Origin of the sequence: Paenibacillus sp. FSL K6-0108, assembly GCF_045040695.1 — a bacterium.
Classification (GTDB): domain Bacteria; phylum Bacillota; class Bacilli; order Paenibacillales; family Paenibacillaceae; genus Paenibacillus; species Paenibacillus pabuli_B.
Map to the genome: position 1 here is coordinate 4,267,613 of NZ_CP150288.1, position 24,719 is coordinate 4,292,331.

15 protein-coding genes are annotated in these 24,719 nt (G+C 44.6%); 2 read left to right on the forward strand and 13 right to left on the reverse strand.

The annotated features are described in order from the left end of the window. Window positions 1-291: 291 nt before the first annotated feature. The 10 genes from MHB49_RS19220 to MHB49_RS19265 all read right to left on the reverse strand — a co-directional run bounded on the left by MHB49_RS19220 (window position 292) and on the right by MHB49_RS19265 (window position 17,381). Window positions 292-1,500, reverse strand: a complete 1,209-nt coding sequence (locus MHB49_RS19220) for a GDSL-type esterase/lipase family protein (RefSeq protein WP_405152600.1) — start codon at window positions 1,498-1,500, stop codon at window positions 292-294. Between the two features lie 17 nt (window positions 1,501-1,517). Next, window positions 1,518-3,749: an FAD-dependent oxidoreductase gene (locus MHB49_RS19225; RefSeq protein WP_405152601.1), complete on the reverse strand. Its 2,232-nt coding sequence runs from the start codon at window positions 3,747-3,749 to the stop codon at window positions 1,518-1,520. Window positions 3,750-3,833: 84 nt separating this feature from the next. Next, a complete protein-coding gene (locus MHB49_RS19230) occupies window positions 3,834-5,456 on the reverse strand; it encodes a response regulator (RefSeq protein WP_405152602.1) in 1,623 nt (540 codons plus the stop codon). After that, window positions 5,456-6,973 (reverse strand): histidine kinase, encoded by a 1,518-nt coding sequence (locus MHB49_RS19235; protein ID WP_405152603.1) that lies wholly within the window; start codon window positions 6,971-6,973, stop codon window positions 5,456-5,458. Before MHB49_RS19235 ends, MHB49_RS19230 begins: the two co-directional genes overlap by 1 nt. Window positions 6,974-7,289: 316 nt before the next feature. Beyond that, a complete protein-coding gene (locus tag MHB49_RS19240) occupies window positions 7,290-8,876 on the reverse strand; it encodes an extracellular solute-binding protein (protein WP_405152604.1) in 1,587 nt (528 codons plus the stop codon). A 65-nt stretch (window positions 8,877-8,941) separates the two neighbouring features. After that, window positions 8,942-9,811, reverse strand: coding sequence for a carbohydrate ABC transporter permease (locus MHB49_RS19245; RefSeq protein ID WP_405152605.1), 870 nt, complete (start codon window positions 9,809-9,811; stop codon window positions 8,942-8,944). Between the two features lie 13 nt (window positions 9,812-9,824). Next, complete coding sequence (locus MHB49_RS19250; RefSeq protein WP_405152606.1) at window positions 9,825-10,772, reverse strand: ABC transporter permease; 948 nt, start codon at window positions 10,770-10,772, stop codon at window positions 9,825-9,827. 316 nt (window positions 10,773-11,088) lie between these two features. Next, window positions 11,089-15,561 (reverse strand): carbohydrate binding domain-containing protein, encoded by a 4,473-nt coding sequence (locus MHB49_RS19255; protein WP_405152607.1) that lies wholly within the window; start codon window positions 15,559-15,561, stop codon window positions 11,089-11,091. Window positions 15,562-15,602: 41 nt separating this feature from the next. Continuing rightward, entirely contained in the window at window positions 15,603-16,481 is an 879-nt protein-coding gene (locus MHB49_RS19260; RefSeq protein WP_405152608.1) for a carbohydrate ABC transporter permease, read from the reverse strand. A 15-nt stretch (window positions 16,482-16,496) separates the two neighbouring features. Next, on the reverse strand, window positions 16,497-17,381 hold the full coding sequence (locus tag MHB49_RS19265; RefSeq protein ID WP_405157185.1) for an ABC transporter permease: 885 nt from the start codon (window positions 17,379-17,381) through the stop codon (window positions 16,497-16,499). A gap of 211 nt (window positions 17,382-17,592) precedes the next feature. Between MHB49_RS19265 and MHB49_RS19270 the strand changes: the two genes are divergently transcribed. Next, window positions 17,593-19,302, forward strand: a complete 1,710-nt coding sequence (locus tag MHB49_RS19270) for a histidine kinase (RefSeq protein WP_179264519.1) — start codon at window positions 17,593-17,595, stop codon at window positions 19,300-19,302. A 9-nt stretch (window positions 19,303-19,311) separates the two neighbouring features. Continuing rightward, on the forward strand, window positions 19,312-20,952 hold the full coding sequence (locus tag MHB49_RS19275; RefSeq protein WP_405152609.1) for a response regulator: 1,641 nt from the start codon (window positions 19,312-19,314) through the stop codon (window positions 20,950-20,952). A 152-nt stretch (window positions 20,953-21,104) separates the two neighbouring features. On the opposite strand, the gene MHB49_RS19280 is transcribed toward MHB49_RS19275, so the two are convergent. The 3 genes from MHB49_RS19280 to MHB49_RS19290 form a co-directional block, all read right to left on the reverse strand. Continuing rightward, window positions 21,105-22,790: an extracellular solute-binding protein gene (locus MHB49_RS19280; protein ID WP_405152610.1), complete on the reverse strand. Its 1,686-nt coding sequence runs from the start codon at window positions 22,788-22,790 to the stop codon at window positions 21,105-21,107. Between the two features lie 172 nt (window positions 22,791-22,962). Continuing rightward, window positions 22,963-23,529, reverse strand: a complete 567-nt coding sequence (locus tag MHB49_RS19285; RefSeq protein ID WP_405152611.1) for a hypothetical protein — start codon at window positions 23,527-23,529, stop codon at window positions 22,963-22,965. Between the two features lie 227 nt (window positions 23,530-23,756). Continuing rightward, complete coding sequence (locus MHB49_RS19290; protein ID WP_405157186.1) at window positions 23,757-24,470, reverse strand: glycoside hydrolase family 16 protein; 714 nt, start codon at window positions 24,468-24,470, stop codon at window positions 23,757-23,759. Window positions 24,471-24,719 lie beyond the last annotated feature (249 nt).

Sequence of the window (24,719 nt, forward strand, 5' to 3'; positions counted from 1 at the left end):
TTCCTTTTGACCATACAATTCACAGCCTCTCCTTAAAATGACAACGCTTTCAAAAATACATTACCTTTTGCTCGAATGATCGTAAAAAAAGCAATTACCCTTAGCCTTACCCATCTGCCTAATCCCGCTCTGTTGTTTTTATCTTAGCAGTCACATCACCGTAAAATTTCTTTCATTTTAACAATTTCTTATACGATTTTAAGTAAAAAAAGAAACCTACATCCTAATTGATTGCTCAGTTGCAGTCAGATAGAATATAGGTCTTCCAAGTGTTCTAAGTGGACTAATCAATTATAATGGCGGCTGCACCAATAGCAACTTCCCAAGCTGAATGACCGTTTGATCATACCAAGCTGGATGCTGCCGCACGTGCTCCATACCTCTTTCATTGCCGCTTGCCTGAAACACGGCCGCTTTGTCTGTCTTCTCGTGATCAATTTCGAAGCGAACCGTATGTTTCCCATTTGGTAGCTCCGGTAAGAAAACATATTGATTTCGATTATGATCGTTATATGATGTGAATCGATCGATAAGAAAGGGTTCCCCTCCATCCACCGTCACCTTCAATCTGCCGGAATCCGGCCCCCCGATATCGAATAATCCGATGTGGGTTCCCTCAAACTCCACTGTGATCGTCTCTCCGGGATCGACTGCTCGCCATAGACCGGGGAACAACCAATCATACTCGCGCACTAAAGCAAAATCATCAGGGGTCATGTAAGACCACCCCGCGGAAAAATGAGTAAGACGATCCAGTGGCAGCATGGTTGCATACTCCCAAGGGTTGGCCGGGACCAAAGGCTCCTCCGGCAAGTGATGTTCGACTTTTCCTACGTGATCTCGAAGCTCTCTGATTTTCTCAAACGACCGGGTGATTGTATCCGTGTAGATCTGGTGTCCTTCGGGAATCGTTGGGTGGATCGAATCATGTGTAAAAATAACGGCTCCGGGAATAGACATGTCTGCTCTTAAGGTGAAAATGAGCTTTCCATCCAAAACCAATTGACTGACTGCTACGCCCAGATGAATCGAAGGAATGCCGTAATAGTCGGCGACTTCCTCTTGCATACGAGCGCCCTTCTGGTATTGGCCGGATTGAAATGAGGTCAAATCCCGTTCCTTAACCGTATACACAAACAGGATATCGGTAAACCGGCTGCGCTTGCGAATCTGACGGACGATGCCTTCGATCCGCGCCTTGGATTCGGGAACTCCGCCATCGTTACCAACAAATTCAACAAACACGAGATCAGGCTGATGACGCAGTACATCTGTCTCCAAACGGGCGCAGCCGAGGTCCGATCCTGTCCCATCAATGCCTGCGTTCACAGAGCGGATATCGGCATGGGGATATTGCCCTCGCAGCCAATCCGCCGTCATGACCCTGTATCCTTCAGAACGCGTATTACTGCCGCCAAAATAAACGATGGTGACGGGTTCCCCATTTTCCAACTTCTGAATGACATTAGGCAGCCCTCTTCGAGGGAAAAATTCCTTCATCGCAACTTCACCCGCCCTCACTTCACGTTTTTAGGAGCAAAAAATTTCACAGCAAACACTTCATAATAAGGCGAACCATACGTTGCAGAGAAATCAAACCGGATTTGGGTTACACCTTGTGCATGCACCTGATGTTTATTCAACGAAAGATAATTCCCGCGGACATTCATTTCACTCTTTGTTCCGTCCTCTAACGTTAAGGTCACATTATAATCCTGGATCAGTGGCTCGATTGGATCGTCGAAATGCTCCAAATTCAGCTGTGAATTGAAGACAATATGGATTTCATCTAGATTCTTGGGGCTTGCAAAACCAAATTCCAACCATTCCTGTCCTTCCGTACGTTCCGAAATCCAGCCGTTTGGCAGACCATAAGGTCTGGAGAAGCCGTTGACAACATTCGCGGGATTATACATATCCTGGGATGGCATTAGATCCTTGAAGCAAATGCTTCTGTTGAATTTCTTCAGTCTGGATGGCTCTTCCGGTCTATAATAGAAGCTCACCGCTCCTGTCATTTTTTCTTCATTACCATATACGTCAAGACTCGCTGTACCTTCCAATACGATGTAGATTTTATCATCAGCAGGCTTCTGACAGCCCAAATCCAGTGTAATCCAGTCATCGTGCCCCGCTGAAATCATCAAGTTGTAGCCTTTCAGCTCGCTGGCTGGAATATAGTTTTCCTTCCGTTCCCCACCAAATAACTTCACTTGCAACGTTTCCGAATGCTCGGATCTATTTTTAATTTTGATCTGCACACTTTCAGCCACGGATGTCTGGATCGGCAAGACCAAACATAACGCTTTGTCCAAGGAGATCTCTTCGGTAGGATGAAGATGTTCATAGCTTCGCTGAGACGAGGCACGAATCGTTAATCCGTCAGCGAAATAAGGATCCAACGGCTCTTGAAGCCCTACAATGGTTTGCCCGTCTCGAAGCAGCTGCGTCTGAAGCTCACCCATATGCGCTTTGACGATGTCCGCGGGGTCAGTATAATATTTAACGCATAACGCAGCAGCTGTTCCTACTGCCTGCCCCATACAACCACAGGTTGCCATCACCCTTGTAGACCCAAAAGCTACATGGGTAGCGCTTATATTGCGGCCAGCGAACATGAGATTGGGAACATTGCGTGAAAATAAGCTGCGGAAAGGGATATTATACAATCCCGGCACGAAATTCCACGCTGTAGCCGGCCCCTCATCGTAGATGCCTTTATTTGCATGCAGATCCATATACCAGCCCCCGACGGATACAGCATCTTCGAAATGAGTCTTTGTTGTAAGATCGTTCTGAGACAGCATGTGTTCCCCGATAAAACGTCTCGACTCCCGCTTTCCCGGAATCGGGCATACATAATCCAAGATGAGATTGTCTACATCATCAAACTCGCCGCTATTTTTGATATAATCCCAGATCCCGTACACCAATTTCCGCAGTTCCAATGCGATGTCTTCATTATTCTTGATAATATCCATATGTCCGCCGTATTCCAGCCACCATAATCCGCCAAGCCCATTGATTTTCCTTGGAAAAGACCGATGGTTTAATCCTTTTCTAATACTATCGAAAAACTCCAGCTTCGTAATATCATACGCAAAGCCAGGCCTTTTGTAAGGAACGGAATGGTTTACGTCACGGGCTTGAAACAGAATCGTATCTCCCATCGTGTAATGATCCGCCACTTCTGGAGCAAGCTCCTCCTTGTATTCATGCTTGGCTTCTCTTCCCCATCGGAAGTCAGCACCTGCCTGGTATCCAACAATTCCATCGCCGGAGCAATCGATATAGGTTGGGCTTTCAAAACGAAATTTTCTTTCGGAAGCTAATTGAAGTCCCTCCACCCACTTGATTCTGCCGTTCTCCATGCCCGTTTCATGTACACATGTATTCAGAAATAGAGAAATGTTAGGCTCATCATAAATCATGTCGAGCAAGACCGTATCCGAAAGCGAAAGCATAAGCTTCTTGTTGTATAACGGATTATAATGAAAGATCTTTAGTTTGAGTTCTTCTACCAACCCGCCCTCGCGAGCATAATAAGATGGACTGTTTCCGAGATATGCCGATCCGTTGATATGAACTCTGACCTCGCTGCTCGCATTTCCCCCAAGCACCGGCCGATCATTAATAAGTGAAACCTGCAGCCCTTGGCGTGCGGCTGCAATAGCAGCGCATATCCCTGCAATACCTCCACCTACGACGGTTACATCTGCTTTCATAAGCTCCATTTTGATAACCTCCATGATTAGATGCTCCTATCATGGTAATGGTTTTGACCGGTCTTTTTTTACAGGATTTCGCGAAAAAATCATAACTTTTTTGCATCCTTATTTGGATTCGTACCGAGTCATTTTGATCCGGTATTGTTTAGGCGTATCACCCGTGTATTCTTTAAACAGTTTGCAAAAATACCCTTCATTAACGATGCCTACTTCCTCGCACAATTCCAATAAAGAATAATCCCTGACGTTTAACAACTCGAGAGCGAGATGGATTTTTTTACGGTTGATGTAGCTGATCACGCCTTCACTCATTGTTTTTTTGAATAAGCTGCTAAAATACGATGGCGCTAGATTCACTTCCTCCGCAATGGCCTCCAACGTTAAGCGTTGTTTCAGGTTTTTCTCGATAAAATGCATAGCACTCATGATTTCTGCACGATGTAATCGTTGGCCCGCGTGTACGTATTCAAATGTGAAGTCACCAATATAAGCGAGCTGCTCCTGAAAAGCCATAAATTCCATGGGGAAGTCTGGGACTTCCGTGGCCATCTTGTTCCCTGATTTAAACTTTTCGGTAATGTCTCTGTACAAGTCTCTAATCATTGGCGCCATGATGGACTTGTGGATTTTATGGTCCGAAACAAATTGTGACAGATCGGCAAGTGCATTCTCCAGCTCTTCCTTGGAAATCTTCCTTTTCATGCGTATAAGAAAATCAGCCAGCTTCTGCTGAAAGTCTGCTTTTTTGTCATTATGGTATTGGAACCGATGCATCGGCGTTTTTACGACTTTCTCGGTATGATAATAGAAATCCTCACTCACATTTTTAGCTTCCGTGTACGCCTGTTTGATCGATTCCCAGCCTCGGTGTGGACCACCAAAAGCGACAGATACCCTTTGATTCAAATATTGATGCAAATGAGAGACAATCTGCCCTCCCAAGGATAGGCAAGCATATTCCGTTTCCATATCACTGCGGTTATTTTCCCAGGATAGAAAGCCAATAAAACGATTATCGGACAGATCTGCAGCTACCCCACTACCACCATTCATTACCGTTTCTTCGATGATATTCGTAATCGCATATTTCAAGATGTTTTGATCTGCGGCAGCGTATTCGTTTCGGAAACTTTCATACGTATTCATCTCAACGATGAAGCAGCAATAGTTCGCTTGAAAGAAATGAAACTGCATGCGATTAGCAAAATCCGATGCTCGATGAGAAGGAATTTCGCCTCTGATCAGTTCGTTGAAAAATTGCTTGCGCACTCTATATTTATTTTCAAGCACGGATACATTTAACGATTGAAATTCCGCTTCTTTTTTCTTAAACTCATTTAAAATTCCGGCTGCTTTATCCAAAGCTCGATTCAAATCCGCTTCCCTCAACGGAACCTTTACAATGTACTCCAACACGTTGGCTTGAATAGCCCGCTGGGCGTATTCAAAGGATGAATAGGCGGTCAAAAGTATGTATTGGGTATGGGGGAGCTCCGCCTTGAGCTGCTCAATCATGGAGATTCCGTCCATTCGCGGCATAACAATATCGGATATGACGATGTCCGGTTTAAGTTTTATGATCTCCTCGATCCCATTCAGCCCATTATTCGCTTTGCCCACTAGAACAAATCGCTTATCCCTATGAGAGAGTTCATTAAAAAACAATTCCAATCGTTGAATGATCAGGTCTTCATCGTCAACAATGAAGCAGGTATAGTCCCTCACCATTATGCATCTCCTTTTTGCAATTCTGCCGGGAATACAGCACGTACACGGGTTATTTCCTTAGGTATGCTAATGATTTGCAGTCCGAATTGATTGCCATAGTGAAGTCTTATTCGGCCATGAATATTATTTAGCCCGATTCTTTTCCTTTTCACTTCCATTTCACTCGGTTCTGAGATTAAAATATGCTTTATTTTATCAGCTGGAATTCCCTCGCCTTGATCAACAACTTCTATGATGACGATACCGTCCTCCCTGTACGCATGAATCGTAATAGGTCCCTCAATTCCCCCTCCGTTATATCCATGGAAGATGCTATTCTCCACAAGAGGCTGCAGCAGCATTCGAAAAACAGGAAAATCCATTAACCCTGCTTCGATATTTTCAATCAAGTGAAAGTTTCGGTTATACCGAATGTTCTGGATCTCGATATAGTCCGCTACATTACGTAGTTCCTGACTTAAGGAAACCTTCTCTGAAGCATCGTCTATCCCGTATTCCAATAATGAAATGAGCGATCCGATGACTACATCTACTTTCTCTATTTGTCCGAGACGTATAACGTTGCTGATCGAACCAAGTGTGTTATACAGAAAATGAGGGTTAATTTGAGACTGTAACACCTGGATTTCCAACTTCCGCTCAAGTTCATTATGAAGTTCCGCTCGCCGAATCAGTTCCACAATTTGCTGCAGCATACGATCGAATGCTCGTGAAAGATCTCCAAACTCATCGTTTCGATTAACCGTAATTGTCGTTGTGAGTAAGCCTTGCTCCACTTGCTTCATTTTTGTTTTGAGTGTATAGAGTGGTTTCCTTATATATTTGGCAACCAAAAAAGAAATGAGCAAACTCAAGAGAAGACCTGCAGCTAGAAGCTCAATATAATAGGTTTCCAATCTGGACAACGCTGCTTTCAAGCGTGATTCATCGTTGACCGAGATGATGGTCCAGTTGAATTTCTCCGTCGGTTTTTTCAGAAGGGAGACCGGAATGCCATCCTTCGTATGCAGTTGAAGACTTGTTTCTGTCGTATCCAGGATTTGTTCCGCTGACGTTTCCCCGATTGAAAACGTATGATCTCGAATATTCAGTAGTCCTTTATTTTCAGAAAGTCCGGCAATGATTTTACCTGAAGCCGTGATCAGAGCCAGATTCATTTGTTCTTGTTTATTAATCTTGAACAAGGTTTCTTCAATGGCATTTAGATCCAAGTCAACCGCAATGGCCATTGGAAACGGAGCACCGTTCAGATATCGAACCATCGTAACGGTCCAGCCGGAATACTTCGATTTGTATGGTTCACTAACAAAGGTACTCCTTCTGTTCTTGTCAGCCGCATCAAACAAAGGTTCTCTTTCATATAGAGGTTCATCGAATATTCGAGTAGCTGTACTTCCGCCTAGAATGGATAAATCGCTTTTGATCAAATAAATATTACTGACGTAACTACTATTGAGTTCATAGAGTTCTCTTAATTGCTTTTTAATCACTTCCGCATTGTTAATATTGGCTTTCACTGATGTTTCGACTGAGAAGAGAATCGTCTGGAAGGAAGAAAAATTAACAGTGAAGTACTGGTCTACCTTGTCAAGGATTTGGTTGGTGTAAAAAATGTCATTGGTTCTTATTTCCTTTTGGACATAGCGATAAGACAATTGGCTTATCAAGATGATGCACCCTAATACAAATGCAAACACGAGAAAAAATAATTTTAAAGGCAAGCTGATTCTTCTTCGCATCCATCATCTTCCTTTTAATTCTATAGTAAACTAAGAATAGCATATGCTAATAAAGAGAGGGGCTACGAATAGCCACTCTCTTTGTTTATTTATTTTACTTGATCAGGCCGGCCTCTTTAAATTGTTTGATTGCTGTTTCCTTATATTTCTGCATGTCAAACTTGGTATCCAACGTTTGGAGGAAATTATCCCAGTTGGAAAGAGGCTCTTTGCCTGTCATAAATTTAACTAAACTTTCATTAATGAAACGTGTGCGGTCAGCATCCAAGGTATCGCTTGGGTCTGGGGTCAATAAATTCCCGGGCAACGTTGGCCCTACATATTGCTGATTGTCCTTGAAAGCTTCCGCCGTCTTTGGATTCTGGAAGCTGAAGTACTCCGCATCATCACCACGACGTGGCATTCTATAATGATCGACCCACAGGTACTTCTCTTTCATTTCCTTCGATAACTCGGAGGTTTTATTTTTGATCTTACCGTCCACTACGTCCCAATGAATCCCTTTAATTCCGTATGCAAAATTCGGATAAGCTTCTTCGTCAGTAAAGAGATAATTCAGCATGGATAAAATCCGAATGATTTTGTCCTTATCCGCTTTCGCGGAAATGGCCCATGAATTGCCTTGGAATGATTTTCTCTCTACAATTTGATCCCCATTAGGACCTTTCATCGGAGGAATGACGATCCATTCCGGCACCTCGCCACTAATTTCTTTCATTTTCTGTTGATAATCCGGCTCCAGTCTGCGAGCATCTCTGATCATGAAGCCAACTTTACCCTTAAACATCTTTTGGTCCAACAAATCAGGCGAATTCATCGTCACCCAGTCTGGGTCAACCACCTTGGCGGTCATCATTTTATTAATATAAGCAAGCGCTTCTTTCATTTTGGGATCGATAAACAGAAATACCGGTTCATTATCTTTTATCTCAACGGCCGAAGGAGGATTGACACCAAACATCCACATCAAGCTATCGAATCCGTAGGTTTGCAGATTACCTTCTTTATTCATACCGCCGATGAATCCGTACGTATCGTTTTTACCATTCCCGTCCGGATCTTTCTCTGTAAAGGCTTTCATAACTTCAAACAACTCATCCGGTGTCGTTGGTACCTCCAAATTCAGCTTTTTCAGCCAATCATTGCGGATGAAGAAGCTTCGACTAATCCCGTTAACATTATCATAGCCTGGAACTCCAATCGTTTTTCCTTGATAGGACATTGCCTCCCATGAGTCGTTGCCAAACCGTTTCTTTAATTCAGGGAATTGATCCAGATACGGTGTCAAATCCGCAAGAACACCTTGGTCGTAATATTGCGCGAGATCAGCCCGACTCTTCAAGAAGATCAAATCTGGAATATCTCCGCCTGCAATGAGTGTATTCAGTTTAGTTGTTGCTTGCCCAGCTTGAGGAATCATCATATCCAAGTCGATGTTCATCTCTTTTTCCAACATTTGACGTTGAACATCTTCATCACGTGGAGGTACCGGAGCAGCAGCGTTGAAAGTGCCTTGGTTAAACATTGAGATTTTCATTTTGGTTGCAAACTGGCCAGACTGCCCTTGCGAATTACTCGAAGCTGTCGATGTAACTTCTTCATTTCCCCCACATCCTGACAGTAGCGTACCCAATCCTAAGATTGCCGACAGAATAGCAAATGAAATCTTCTTACGCTGCATATTGACCTCTCCTTTGATTGTATATTATCACGGTTTCACCGTAATAAGTTAGGTTGGAACACCTTTTAACCTTTAACGGATCCCAAGAGTACACCTTTAGTAAAATGTTTTTGTAAAAATGGGTAAACGATTAAAATCGGGACCGTAGTCACAACAACGGTAGCCATCTGCACAGCGAACGTACTTACAGCTCCGGAATTGGCGAGCGACTCAGCGCTTTGTGTTGCGACGTTAAGCAGAATGTTGCGCAAGACAACTTGAAGCGGCATGAAGTTGGAATCATTGATATAAACAATAGCATCGAAATAACTGTTCCAATGCCCCACTGCGTAAAATAAAGAAATGGTGGAAATGACAGGCAAAGACAGTGGTAAAATGATCCGCCATAACGATTGAAGTTCACTTGCACCGTCAACTCTTGCTGATTCCTCGATTTCACCAGGCAATTGCTCGAAAAAGCCTTTAATGATCACCAGATTAAATGCACTAATGAGATTTGGAATAATTAATACCCACGGACTGTTTAGCAACCCCAGAGAGCGAATTAGCAGATAAGTCGGAATTAACCCTCCGCTGAACATCATGGTAAACACAATAAATAGTAAAAATGGACTGCGTCCCGGCAAATATTTTTTGGATAACGGGTATGCCGCGATTACTGTAAAAAATACATTTAACGCAGTCCCTACAATCGTTCGAAACAACGTAATTTTATACGCCTGCCAGAGACCATGAGAAACGAATACTTCTTTATAGGCCAGAAAGGTAAAAGATTCTGGTATAATAACAATTCCTCTTCTTAATACTTCCGATTCTGGCGTCACGGAGACAGCAATCACATATAGAAAGGGCAGTAAGCAAAGTAGAGATAAAAAAATTAGAATAACATAAACGACGGATTGCCAGACTTTTTCCCCGATTGTCAAATGAATCATTCTAAAGACCACCTCACCAAATTTGCCCATCGAATTTTTTGGCGAGCTTATTTGCTGCCAACACTAAAGCAAATCCGATGACAGCTTTAAACAATCCTACAGCAGTAGCCAAGCCAATCTTAAGACGCTCCAACCCTTCCCGGTATACCCATGTGTCGATAATGTCGATCTTCTCCTGGTTAAAGGTGTTGGCAAACATGAATATTTGGTCAAAACCAGCATCCAGAATATGACTTAATTTAAGGATCAGCATCAGAATAATGACTCCTCGAATGCCGGGTAACGTGATATGCCAGAGCTGTCTCCATTTGGATGCGCCATCCATTCGAGCCGCTTCATATAAGCTTGGATCAATACCTGCTAATGCGGCGAGGTACAGTATCGCTCCCCATCCAATGTCCTTCCATATTTCAGATGCGATTACCAGCAATCTTCCCCAAGCAGGCTCCGTTAGAAATGAAATGGGCTGAAAACCACTTTCCTTCAAAATCATATTAAAAAGGCCATCGCCTGGGGCTAATAAGGCTACCATCAATCCATATACAATGACCCAAGACAGAAAGTGGGGTAAATAAGTAATGGTTTGTACGATTTTCTTAAACCATTGGGTATGAACTTCATTGAGCAGTAAAGCAAGTAAGATGGGAGCGGAGAAACCGAACAATAGCTTATACAGCGATATGATGATCGTATTTTTCATGATGTCCCAGAAATAAACGCCGTTCATAAAATCCGTAAAATTTTTGAATCCTACCCAAGGGCTATCCCATAGTCCCAAAGCCAGGTTGTAGTTTTTAAAAGCAATCAATATTCCCGCCATAGGAATGTATTTGAATACGGCAAAGTAAATTAAGGCTGGCAATAAGAGCGCATACATCACTTTGTACTTTTGGATCGTCCTTATCCATGAATTCCGTTTTTTGGAGAGGGGAATGGCGTCCGCTGCCAGTTTCGCTTGCATATCATCACCTCGTCTTTGTTTGTATTTGTATATTAGCACCCCCCTATTGAATAAATTTCTGAAATATCAAGAATTTCTTATAAGATCTTAAGTATGTAGGCCGTACTAACCTAATAAACAAGCAATGAGACTAAACTGAACAAGCGATGCGTACCGGAACTTATACCGACAAAATCATAAATGGATCTTCATATTCTTTTATACTCAGCTTATCTTCCCAAAATGCAAACAAGCACTGTTCATCCCCAAAGGATAAACGTGCTTTTTTGCTAAAAATCTCATCGTTATGATGGTGAAAATGTAAAATTATGCCGTTTTATTGGGTTGGCCCCATATGGATGAGGCTCACATCCGATAACATAATCGCTGTATTCCCATCTTCGACACCACTAATGTTGCCCATATCAAACACGATGCGGCTGTTCGCATAGCTCGGCTCGGTAGTATCAAATATGAAGGTATACTCCCGCTCCGTTGTAGACAAGTCCACTTGTTCACCAAAAAATCCGTGCCATGCATATCCTGCGGGAACGTCAACCCAACCGATGCCTAGGCCCATTTTGCGCGGTTTATCCGCTTTGGCTTTAAACGTCAGTTTGTATTTATATCCCTGTTGCATTGCAAAACCTTCATTTATAACCTGTCGATCCCACGGATTAGTTCCCGCCTGACCGATTTGAGCTTGCAGCTTCTGATTCGCAACTTGGAATTCCAGTTCTGCGCTATTCCCGTCAGAATGTTTAAACCATCCTTCGCTGCCTTTTGCAAAGTCGCCGTTCGGAATCAGATTGACATGTACCGGCTGTCCCCCTTGATCCGCACCAGGATTCACTTCGTACAACATTACATTTTGAATGGATACGTTATGCTCTCCAGCCGCAGCGGTGCCGAGACCAAAGTTCAACAGAGCAGCTAAATCCCCTTGTTCCCCCATCCCAAAGGTATACACATATAATTGTTTGGTTTCTGTCAGGTTTACCGTTTCATCCATATACTTTGTGTCTCCGCCGTGCCCCTGGGACACTACCACTTGCATGGATTTTGGAGCGGTTGCTGATGCCTCAAAGCTTAGACGATACGTTTTTCTTCCCTCCAGCAAAAGATTCCCCTGCTGTAATAACACTTCCCACCAGTTCTCACTTGTACCCGGCAAAGTGATGCTAATGCCTCGATCTTCTCCATGGGATACCACGAGATCAGGAGGGATCAATTCCCAACCAGTTCGATCTGAAGTCAACTCCCCGTTCTGAAGTATGCTCTGCGAGACGTCCAGCCAGCGTGTATTGTATTCATTCCCTTCAAAATTAACGTAATAGACTGCCCCGGCTTTCAGGGAAACTGCTGGTAAATATACGGTTTTGTAAGTCTGCCAGCCACCTGTATCTCCAAGCACCAGCTGTGAGGTGGCCACGATTGTACCTTGTTCATCCTTGATACTGAATCGAACTGTTGAATCAGCTTTGGCACTTGCCATCCGTGTGGAGAAGACGTACACCCCATCGTTCGCCCCGTCTATTTTGAATTGCAGCAGATCACCTTCGTCCATGTAGCTGACATGTTTGCCGCCTTCATCGGAGTTTTCGAGTTGCAAGCCTTGCATGAGCCACGCTTCTGTTGCAGGAATATGTGCATACTTCTGGATCGATACAGGCTTTCCCCGTTTCGTCAGGCGAACGTTATCGACGTAGACTTTTCCTGCAGAACTGCCAAATAATAATTTCAGTTCAGACGTTGCTGCAGCCGGGCCCTCTCCAATCACAATCTCACCCGTATAATTCTTCATTTCTTGACCAATCTGAATGAGTTGTCCTTGATGTATCTGTACGTCATGACCCTCAGCGGTAGACAACTCCACATTCATCGTACGAGATACATCGGCCTTGGCATCAAAAGAGAATCCGTAGGTTGCGCCGCCTTCCAGTTTCATATCAGGCTGAACGACAGCTACTTGATCAGGCTCCCCATTCGTTTGTTTCACATCAACCACGAGCTGCCGCTCCATGATCGGGAACTTCAGGAAATTGTTAACGGAAATCTGTGCTTCAGCATCAGGTTGAATCTGCTTGGACCAGAAGCCCAGTCGCTCCTTGCCTTGATCAAACGTACCGTTATAAACATAATTGCCATCCGGCAGTGCCTTCCGCTCCACAGGGACTGGATCAGCCTCTCCTATCTCCGTCAGTCTGACATTGGACAACAGGACTGTCCCTTCATCCATGCCCAGATTGAATTCGAATCGAGCATTATTGTCTGCGCCATCCCGCATATTAAATGTGTATTCGAATGGCTGCCATTCAGTGGTCAATGAGAAGGTTTTTTCACCGGAGTAATTCGTCCAGCTTTTCTCAAATTGTGTTACTTTGGAGCGAAGATCACGGTTAACGGATGCTTTGGCATCGAACTCTACTTTATACTTTTTATTTTTCTTCATATAAATCGGCATTTGCGTCAATTGTACGGAATAACTCTCGGTGCCCGCCTGGGAGATGGTCACTTTCGCAGCCTTGCCCTTCTGTTCATCGTCAACGATTTCAACTGCACCAGCTCCGCCTGCATTCGTAATAAACTTCCATTCATTCGGCACTCCGGCTGCATCGGAGCCTTCAGCGAAGCGTTCATTATAGATTTCGTTGCCGTCTGGTTGCGGAGCACGTTGCCGTTCAGGCTCTATTGGACTTGAAGTCACGTCCGGCCAGTCGTTTATTTTTTTATAAGAGTACACCCGAACAAAATCAACATTCATCTTCTCGGAGACAAATTCGTTCTCAGGTGATCCCGGCCAGTCTCCGCCCACCGCGAGATTGAGGATCAAATAGAACGGTCTGTCGAAGGGTGCAGGGAAGGTATAGCTCTCCGGCTGACCTGCTGCAGTCGTCTGCCAATCATTCACCTGATGATGAAGCTTGCCATCCACATAGAAACGAATCATGCCAGGCAGCCATTCCACCTGAAAATCATGGTAATCATCTGCAAATGACTCGCCAGCAGGAAGAATAAACTTGCCTTGATCATGCCCGTGCGAACCGTCAGACTTGACGGCATCATAGTGGATGGTACTGTACACTTCATGGTCTTTATTTTTGCCACCGATCAGCTCCATAATATCGATCTCACCGGAAGCCGGCCATCCGCCATAATGCGCTTCATCCGTAGGCATCATCCAGATGGCTGGCCACATGCCCTGCTGCACTGGCAGCTTTGCCCGAACGACAACTTTACCGTAGGTCCAGTCCCCTTTTTCCTTGGTGATCAATTTGCCGGAAGTGTAGTTTTTGCTGCCCTTTTGCTCCCGTTTCGCTTCAATCTGCAGTACGTTACGATTGCCATCCTTTACGATACGTGTGTTGTTCGGACTGTAATATTGCAGTTCATTATTATAGACTAGCTCTGTATCCTGTACCGTCCATTTGGAAGCATCTACAGCAGAGCCATTAAATTCATCATTCCAGACCATTTCCCATTGTTCATCCGGAATTGTAGTCGCCGGAACCGGTTTCTCGCCCGATGGTGTACCAGGCACGGAAGGTGTCTGTCCACCCGAATTGGAGGACCCGCCACCACCGCCTGTATTGGAGCTGCTGCTGCCGCCACCTGAATTACCTGATGCATCTGGCTTGGGTTGTTCAGTCTGACCCGTTCCAGGTGCATTGTTATCACTGTGCTTGCCTGTTGTAACCGCTTTCCCGTTAAACAAAACGTTATCCGCTTCTACGTCAAGCAGCTTGATTTTCCCTTTGCTATCAATCGTCGTATGACGAGCCTTGCTGCTTACTTTTAATGTATCAATGGAGCTCTCGGCAGACAGCTCGATTGTTGCTTTACGTACAACCAGCATCTCTTCAACCTCTGTTGTGCCTGTCATCTCGATATGAACAGGACTGCTGCTCTTGTCCACTACAATACGCTTCAGCTTGGAATTCTGAATATCAATCGAATGGCTTCCTCCGCCCTTCACGATGACACTTCCACTTACAGTCACACCGTCAAGGGTTACTGTTCCTTCACCAATGGCTTCTGTGAGCAGCAGATTACCGTTAACGGTTGTATTTTTCAATGTCACATCTGCTGAGCGTACGATCAGATTGCCATCCACTTTCGATTCGTATGTGCCTGGAACATCTTTAATATCTGCAATTAACGACGATATCAGCATAGCAGCTTCAGCTCTTGTAATAGCTGACTGCGGTGCAAGCTTCCCGTTGTATCCGTTTACAATTTTATTGTGAACGAAATATCCCAGCGCTTTTCTGGCATACTCGGCCACATCCTGCTCATCACTAAATGCAGACCCAAGCTGCTCACTCTCACTGCCCGTCGATAGCTGAAATGCACGATCGGCCATCACAGCAGCATCCTGCCTCGTGATTGGAAGCTGCGGCGAGAGATGAGTTTCATCGGTTCCCTGAATGATGCCTGATGCACTAGCCCGTGTGACAGTGTCATAATACCAGTCTGTTTCATTTACATCTGCGAATGCTGCCGTTTCAGGTCCACCTGTGAATCCGAATGCCCGGTCCAGCATAACAACGAACTCGGCGCGGCTGATACGTTCACTCGGTCTGAATGTACCGTCTGCATAACCTTTGGTTAGTGCCATGTTCTGCATACGCATCACAGCGTTCTCGGCCCAATGACCTTTCAAATCTTTGTACGGGGACAGAAGCAGGCTTGATGCCTGCACCTGCTCCGCAGCTGTTTGCTGCTTACCCTGTTCTGCTCCGACTGTTGCCGGAGCGGTTAGTGAAACGATCATGCTTCCTGCTACGAGACAAGCCAACCCTTTTTTCACCCGTATTCCTCCCCTTATGTGTTGTTACTTGCACGGCCATGCTATTCTTTCACTGCCCCGATAACGATGCCTTTAACGAAAAAGCGTTGTAAAAATGGATACACCAGCAAAATAGGCAAAGCCCCTATAAAGATTTGCGCTGCGCGAACTGTACGCTGGGAGACGTTCTCCAGCATGGACGGGTCTACGTTGATTTTACTAAGATCCTGCTGCACGATAATCGTCTGCAGTAAGGAAGCCAGTGGATAATTTTTCACGTCCGACATATAGATCATTCCGTCAAACCAGGAATTCCACTGACCTACCATAGTAAAAAGGGACAGCGTAGCAATGGCCGGAAGAGACAGCGGCACGTAGACCAGCGCCAGGGTTTTGATATGACCCGCTCCATCCAGATAGGCTGCTTCCTCCAGTTCCTTGGGCAAACCGCGGAAGAAATTCATCATGAGAATTACATTCCATACGGACAATGCTCCCGGCAGAATCAGTGCCCAGATCGTATCCATAAGTCCCAGCTTCTGAATCAAAATGTAACTGGGGATCAGGCCCCCACTGAACAATATGGTAAAAACGAAAAACCATGTGTAGATCGAACGGCCCTTGAAGCTGATATCTTCCTTCGAGAGCGGAAATGCCGTAAGCAGCATAATGACCATGCCAATGATGGTCGCAATCACCGTTCGTTTCACCGAGACCAGCAAGGAGTTAATAAAATTGGAATTGCCAAATGTCTTCACATAAGCGTCGGTGGTGAATCCAATCGGCCAGAAGCCGACGAGATTGGACGAAGCCGGTGCCATGCTGCTGAACGAGACGGCCAAAATATGAATAATGGGCAAAATGCAGAGCAACGATAATACGCCGAGAAAGATATAATTGAATATGCTGAATAATCGATAGCCTTTTGTTTTGTAATACAAGCCCTTTTCTCCTCTCTAGAACACGCGATAGTTAGCCAGTTTGTAAGCGAGTCGATATGAAATAACGATCAGAATTGTCGCCACCACCGATTTGAACAATCCTACAGCTGTGGCAAAGCTCATCTTGCCATTCAGGATACCGAGTCGATATACGAACGTATCAATGATGTCGCCTTTGTCATACACAAGCGGATTGTACAGGTTGAACACCTGATCGAATCCCGCATTCAGAATATTTCCGATGGAAAGGGTCATCAGTACGATCGTGATCGGCATCAACGCAGGAAACGTAATATGCAGTGTCTGCTTGAACCGGTTCGCTCCATCCACCTCAGCCGCTTCGTACAATGCCGGGTTGATGCCCGAGAGAGAAGCCAAAAATACAATTGTGCCAAAACCAAATTCCTTCCACACATCGCTGATAATCAGTGTTATCCGAAACCACATTCCATCTCCCAGGAAAAATATCGGGTCTCCACCCAAGGCAACAACTAGTTTGTTCACCATGCCTCCTTGAGGAGAAAGGATATCCAGCAAAATTCCGCCGAGGATAACCCATGAGAGAAAGTGCGGCAGATAAACGAGTGTTTGACTGACCCTTTTGAAAGCGACCAGACGAACTTCGTTTAACAGAACGGCGAAAAGGAACGGAGCGATTAACCCAGCAATAATTTTGAAAAATGCAATCACCAGCGTGTTCCAGATCACTTGCCCCACATCCGGATACAGGAACAAATATTTGAAATTATCCCAACCTACCCATTTGGATTCGGTAAATCCCAGATAAGGTTTGAAATCCTGAAAAGCAATGACAATGCCTCCCATTGGTATGTACTGAAAAATGATTGCCAGCAAAACCGCCGGAACAAGCATCAAATGCAAGGACCAGTTTCGTTGCATATTCCAGCGCTGTTTTACCTTGATGGCCCGCCGTTTGCGCGGCGTCTCTAACGTATGTTCCTTCACCCCAACATCCCCCATGTTATCAATTTTGTATTTTACAAGTGCGCGTGAACTTGTATATTAAAATTATAGCAACGCCCATTTGCGATCTATATCCTAATATTGCAACAACGATAACAATATTTTAATGAGTTGAGGAGGTTGAGCGTTGTTCGCCCGTTTGAATGTCTTTACGAAAATCACATTGCTGTTTGTCATGCTGCTCATCCTGGTGTTATTCCTCTACACTTACTCCAACAGAGAAAGTGTGCGTGTGATCGAGCACGAAATCCAGAATAATACGATGAATCACCTATCCACTTTTGCCGATTCTGTAGAATCCAATATTTACCAACTATCTCTATATGGCATATCTATTGGACAGGATTCCAGCATTCAGGAGTACCAGCGTCCGGACTATAAAGATATCCCATATGAACGTGTCAAGGTTGGAAGCGCTATTCTCGAAAAAATAAATCTGTATAACGCCGCCAGCAAATGGCATTCGACGATTACACTGTATTTTCCAAGGTTGCAAAAAGTCATTTCCACGGATTATTATGCTTATATCCCATACAGGAAGGATGAATTTTCCAAGCCGCTTTCAAAATCCTGGGCTTATACACATGAGCAGTTTGAGTGGTACACAACGGACCCCACAACGGCTATGGATACTCCGGGAAAATCCAGACTTATCACCAAGATCAGTTTCCCGGTACATCATTTAATCGCTATGCTTGATCAGAACAAGCTGAATAATAAAGGTGACCCCTTTATGTTCCATCCCGATCTGGGCTTAATAAGCAACAGCAGCGCAAATGACACCTTGAATGCGATCCAGTCCAAGCTCAAAGCGACGGAACTTTCGGGTAAAGGCGGATTTACCGCGACCCTTGACCACACGGAGTACTATGTCTCGTATATTCAATCGGGCAGTCTTGGATGGTACTACGTGGATTATGTACCGATGCAGCAGATTTTAGGACCCATTACAAACAGTCGTAATCTCTTTTATGCTTCCATCGCCGTTCTGATTGCCATGAGTGTGGTGGTGTTATATGTACTGTATCGCAGTGTTCAGCTCCCATTGCTTCAGCTTGTTAAGGGAACGAATCGATTATCGACTGGAGATTTTTCCGTTCGTTTGCACTATACTTCTCGTAATGAGTTCAGTTTGTTGTTTGCACGATTTAACATCATGGCCCAGCGGATTCAAGAGCTGATAGAGAACGTATATGAGGAGCAGCTTAGAAGACGTGAAGCTACGCTGAAGCAGTTGCAATCACAGATTAATCCGCATTTTCTGTACAACTGTCTCTTCTATATCAAAAATATGGCAAGAATGAAAAATGAAAAGGCCGTTGTGGCGATGGCGCTTAATTTGGGTGAGTATTACCGTTACATAACCAGATCGGAGAATGATCAGGCAACGATCAAGGAAGAGCTTACGATGGTGAAAAATTACCTGGAAATACAGGCGCTCAGGCTGGAACGAATGCATTTTACGATGGATGTGCCAGATGATATGCTGCATAAAACATTACCCCGATTAACCCTGCAGCCGATCGTTGAGAACGCTATCATTCACGGCATCGAACCTCGTACAGAAGATGGGCATATCACGATTACAGGCCATCATACGGATGAATTGAGCACGATAACTGTGGAGGACAGCGGACGGGGTATGACAGAAAATCAGATGCAAGAGTTAACAAATAATTTGCACAAACCGCTTGACGGCAGCATTGGATGCGGGACCTGGAATGTTCATCAGCGTTTGTCTTTTTTGTATGGTGAACGAGCGGGTCTGAGTTATGAACATGGGTCACGCGGCGGAGTCAAAGTGAGCATCACATGGTACAACAATATCAACGAGTAGGTGAAGTACATGTTACAAATTTTATTAGTAGACGATGAACGATCCGTCGTAGAAACACTGGCTGAAACGATCTCTTGGGAAAGCTGCGGAATCAGTACGGTGCACGAGGCATTATCCGGTGCTGTCGCACTTGAAATTATGGAAAACCATGATATCGATATTGTGATCACCGACATTCGTATGCCAGAGATGTCCGGCATTGATTTGATTACGACCATTCACGAGAAGTGGCCTCATGTGCAAACCATTTTACTGTCGGGTTTTGCCGACTTTGAATATGCCAAGCAAGCGATGGCTCAGGAGAGCTTTGATTATTTGCTGAAACCCGTGAGTGATGAGGACCTGATTGAAACCGTGCAACGACTGGTCGATCGGATCAAACAAAAGTGGGAAACCGCCGCATCCTATCAACGGGCTTTGCATGCGTTTCAGGATAATCTGCCACTGCTGCAGTCCACCATGCTTCACGAATTACTTACAGGCAAAACCTACTCTCCTTCTGCGCTGGCGGACAAGCTGGAGCTGCTTGAACTGCCCTACTCCATCGGCGAGGAGCTCGGCATGCTGGTCATTCGCATGGAGGAGCATCTGTCCGAGATGGGAGATCACGATCTGTCACTGATGCAGTACGCCATTAGCAATATCATCAGTGAAGTGATGCAGCATCATTTTCACATCTGGCACACACGGGACGTGCATGATTATCTGGTGGTTCTGGTCAGTGTTAAGAAGGGCGCAGTGCAGAGCATGAACAAAGAGGAGAAACCCCAGACATTGCTGGAGCATTATGCGGCGCAGATTCAGACCAATGTTCAGTTGTACCTCAAAGGGGCCATCTCGATCTCCGTCTCCCATTGGGGCAAGTTCCCTTATGAGATCGGAGCAATCTATGAAAGTGCGGTTCGGTCCATGCGGAAGCGTATGGGTCAGGCACAGGGACTGTTTATCACCGCATCTGATGACAAGGATGTACATCCCCTGCCTGCCATTCGATCCCTTTACAATCCACCGACATTGATCAGTCTGCTGGAAGCGGGACGGTTTGATGCGGTAGAGCAGAAAATTGAAGTTATTTTTGAAGAATTACTGGAGTCAGGACAGCATCACGATATTGCCGAAACAACCATTGAGGTCTATCACGCGTTGGCCGGAGCTTTTGCTTATATCATTCATAAGAATGGCAAACAGATTTCTTCTGTTCTGCCTGCTGAAACCTATAAGTACTTCCAAGCTCCTGTATATGCCACAGCACAGCAGCTGAAGGACTGGTCCATACGAACACTGTATTCGATCAGTGAGGATGCTGAACAAGAGCTGAAGGACAATCACAGCACCATCGTTCGAAGTGTCAAAAGCTTTGTGGATCAGCATCTCGCATCAGATGTCTCACTCCCGGCAATTGCCGAGCATGTTCACCTGCACCCGGTATATTTGTCCAAAGTGTATAAAACCGAGACCGGCGAGGCGTTAACAGCTTATGTATATCGATTGCGGATGGAAAAAGCAGCATATTGTTTGCGCTCGTCCAGCGCCAAAGTATTTGAAATTGCCGAGCTTGTCGGGTACAACAACACCGCTTATTTCATTCGGGTGTTCAAGAAGTTTTACGATTTGACTCCACAGGAATACAGAGAGAACCTGCCTGTTTGATGTAATGTATTCAAAACCTTGCTTAGCTATCTGACTGATTTAAGCGGCACGAATAAATTTCGTCAATTCTCGTAAACGATTAACACATCAAAAGGCCTTGCCGGATCTTACTCCAGCAAGGCCTTTTCTCTATTGCTCTATTTTTCTCCAGTTTACTTGCCGCTAGTTACGGATTGATACCACTCATTAACTTCCTTCGTATTTTGATCTCCACCTGAAGAATTCCATTTCTCTACGAACGTATCGAATGCGTCGATTGGAGCTTTACCATAAATGATCTGAGAGAACGTATCTTTTTCCATTTTGGTTAAGATGTCGTTATTCATTTGCATCGACATCGTTGGCGCACCTGTGAACATCTGTTTTAATGCAATATCTTTTTGATCCTGAACAATCTTGGCCGCTTCCACCATTGGTGCCGGTACACCAGATTTGAGTTTTTTCTCGAAAGGTGTTGTTGCTTCTTCACCGTTAGCAAACTTCGCAAGAGTAGCCATGTTCAGACTCGGGATACGTGCACCATCAAACGTTAATGTGTATTTCTCAGGTGCATAACCGCCTGTCACACTAGCATCCGTTGTTACTTTGCCATCTTTCATGGCCCAGTCATATCCTTCAGCAAAGCCATTTTCAAATTCATCACCTGCTTTTGGATTGGCATAGTGATCAAATAGATAGTTTTGATATGTGAAAAAGACTTCCGGGTTCTTCATATCTTTGTTAATCAGAACTACACCGTTGTCGTTTGCGGTACCGCGTCTGCCTGCCTTGCCATCAGGTCCAGATGGAATCGGGTAAGCTTTGTACTCCGCTTCCGGATTGTTTTTCTTCACATCTTCGAGCGGCCATGACGGCATCCAGTGAGGCCCGACAACAATCCCCGCTTTACCTGCTGTAAACTCTTCTGCTGCTTTGGTTTCATCATATACCCCTGCTTCTTCTGGAATGTATCCTTTGCTCATCCAGTCAGCCAGTGTTGCCAAAGCTTGTTTTGCTCCAGGGTTTACAGAGCCGTACTCCAGTTTTCCTTCTGCGTTCAGATTCCACTGATTTGGCATCGTGCCGTAGGCTCCGAAGATCCAGCCAGCATCAGACATCCATGTGCTCAACCAGTTTTTGAATCCGATGGTAAGACCGTATGTGTCTTTTTTACCATTGCCATCCGGGTCTTTATTCGTAAACGTTTCCATAATTACTTCAAGATCAGCCAGCGTTTCAGGTGCTTTCAAATTAAACTTCTTCATCCAATCCTCGCGAATCCACATCACTGGATCACTGTTATAAGAGTAATCCAGAATCGGAATACCAATCCGTTTACCATCCTGCATGTACGGATACCATACGGAAGGATCTTCATTCACTGCGGCTTTCCACGTATCACTTGCATATTCATCAAACAATTCACCAGCATCAATGAACTTGCCCGTTTCAATCAACTCACGTGCCAGATTGAAGTCGCCGCGATACGAGATAATGTCCGGCATTTCTGCATTGGAAGCCAGAGACAGACGAAGCTTCGTTTCAAACGCGTTGTTTGTGGATGGTGAGACCCATTGATTTTTCAATTCAATGCCGAGCTTGTCTTTCGCCCATTTCGTGTGCACGTTATTGTCCTGATCTTCACCAGATTTGAATTTGATTTCAGGTCCCCAAGGACGCAAATAAGTAAGTTTTACGGGTGGATCATACTTACCGTCCTTCAATTCCAGTGTAGCACTCGGTGTGCTCGGTGCAGCCTCTTTACTTGCTCCACTGTTACAGCCGCTCAGCACTGCTGAAAGCGCGAACATTCCTGCCAAAGCCAAACCACCGATCTTTTTCTTTTTGCTTGTTTTCAACTTGTGTGTCCCCCTGTCTATGTATTGATGTTGTCTACAGAATCCATCATAATGAATCACCCGCATGTATGCCCATACTAATATTGCAACATTTATTGCATTAATTTAGGATATTAAAAAGTGAATACGGATGTTGTATTAGTACAATGTCTCCCTGTAGACTTTTGATTTATCAAGGGGCAAACACTTCCGGGTAATCGCTGCTCCACGCACCCATGCAGCCAATCAAACAGAACTTTACACAAGTGAGCACACTGCTGTCCTCATCGGTTTCATACTCAACAGAAATGTTGATGCCAGACTTGCGCCATGCGAGATAGGGTCCGCTGCCGCCAAGCCAGTCACCTTGCTCATAAATATCCGGTTGACCATAAACATCGATCCATTCATGAGGTGTTGCATCCATCGTTATTCCTTTGGGCAGTTGTCCTGGAAACGACTTTTTAATACGATCATCCGATCCAGGTGCAAGAAATAAAATGGCTCCAACGATCCACTGATCGCTAGAGAGATCATCACGTCCGGTTAGCTTGTTGATTTTCGGGGAGCGATACACATCGATACGAACAGATGCCTTGACAGACCAGATGATGTCGTCTTGAAAAGGACTATCCGGTTTCGTTATTCTTTTTACACCTAAAGGTTCAAGTATAGCTTGTGTCTGCTTGGCATCATATGGTTGTCCTAACAGCTCTATTAACTGCTCGGATGCTTGAGTTGGTTTATCGTTACTGAACATATATTTCTATCCTCTCGAAGTGAAGTGGTAATCCACCCTTTTCCCTCATCATCTTACGTTTCGTAAGTTCTGTAAAGTGTCAGATCAAAACAATTATGGCATGAATTCAACTCAATCTGAAAATAAAAACAGAGGATGACGGATAAACTCCGCTCCTCTGTTTCAGTTGCGCCTGATAGCATATGTTATGTGCGTTCCCAATGATGACGCAAGCTGCTCAATCTTAATTAATTGCTTGTATATTTCACCCAGTCATATTCAGCATACAGCGGGTTAGCTCCGTTGTAAGGCCCCAGCCAGCTGTCCACGCCCGTTCCGTTCCACAGATTCATCATAATTTTACCAGGTGTCGTTGGAATGTTCGTTGTGGCCGTATGTTTCAGAACGCCATCCACGTACCACTTGATATGGCCTGGTTGCCAATCAAACGCGTAGGTGTGGAAGCCCTGAGATGCATCAAATCCCAAGTTAACGATCTTCTCATGATTGCCGACACCATTAGTGTAATAATTGAACTGTACTTTGGTAGTGTCTTTTCCCAAGAATTCAATATCAATCTCATCCCATTGCGTTCCGTGAGCAGGTCCGGTATACGTGAAAAATGAAGAGACAATGCCTGTGTTTTTGGCAGGTTTCATACTTACCTCATACAGACCATATCCTTGAGAATTGGTTGATCGATATTCACCACAATCAAATTTGTTGTTGGACGGGCTGGTCAAGCTCAGTCTCAGCTTACCATCACTCGTAAAGTTTGCATTGTTCGCTCGCCAGGTGCAATTAAACATTGAACCGTTGGAATAACCATCAGCCTTTTGCCAGGTGCTCGGGTTGTGGTACGTTAGCGGCTCCCAAAATACATACCCTGCGAAAGCGCTTACCGAAAGAAATAATGAAACCACTCCCGAAATCGTTAACATCCACCATGTCTTCCTTTTCATCATACACCTCCATTCAAATTCACCCACCTAATATAAAACGCTTACATGGGTGTTGTTTCCATTTTATATATTCCACCTGAAGTGAACTATAGCAAACTTTAAAGAATGTATATTCATTTTTAAAGATATGTTAGTTTCATTCGTATAAGGCTGAGCACCTTCTTGAGCAATCATGCCAATCCTTTATTCTTACCAAAAGAACAACTGAAATTTTCCATAACTGTATTCCGGAGAGCACGGTTTGGAAAT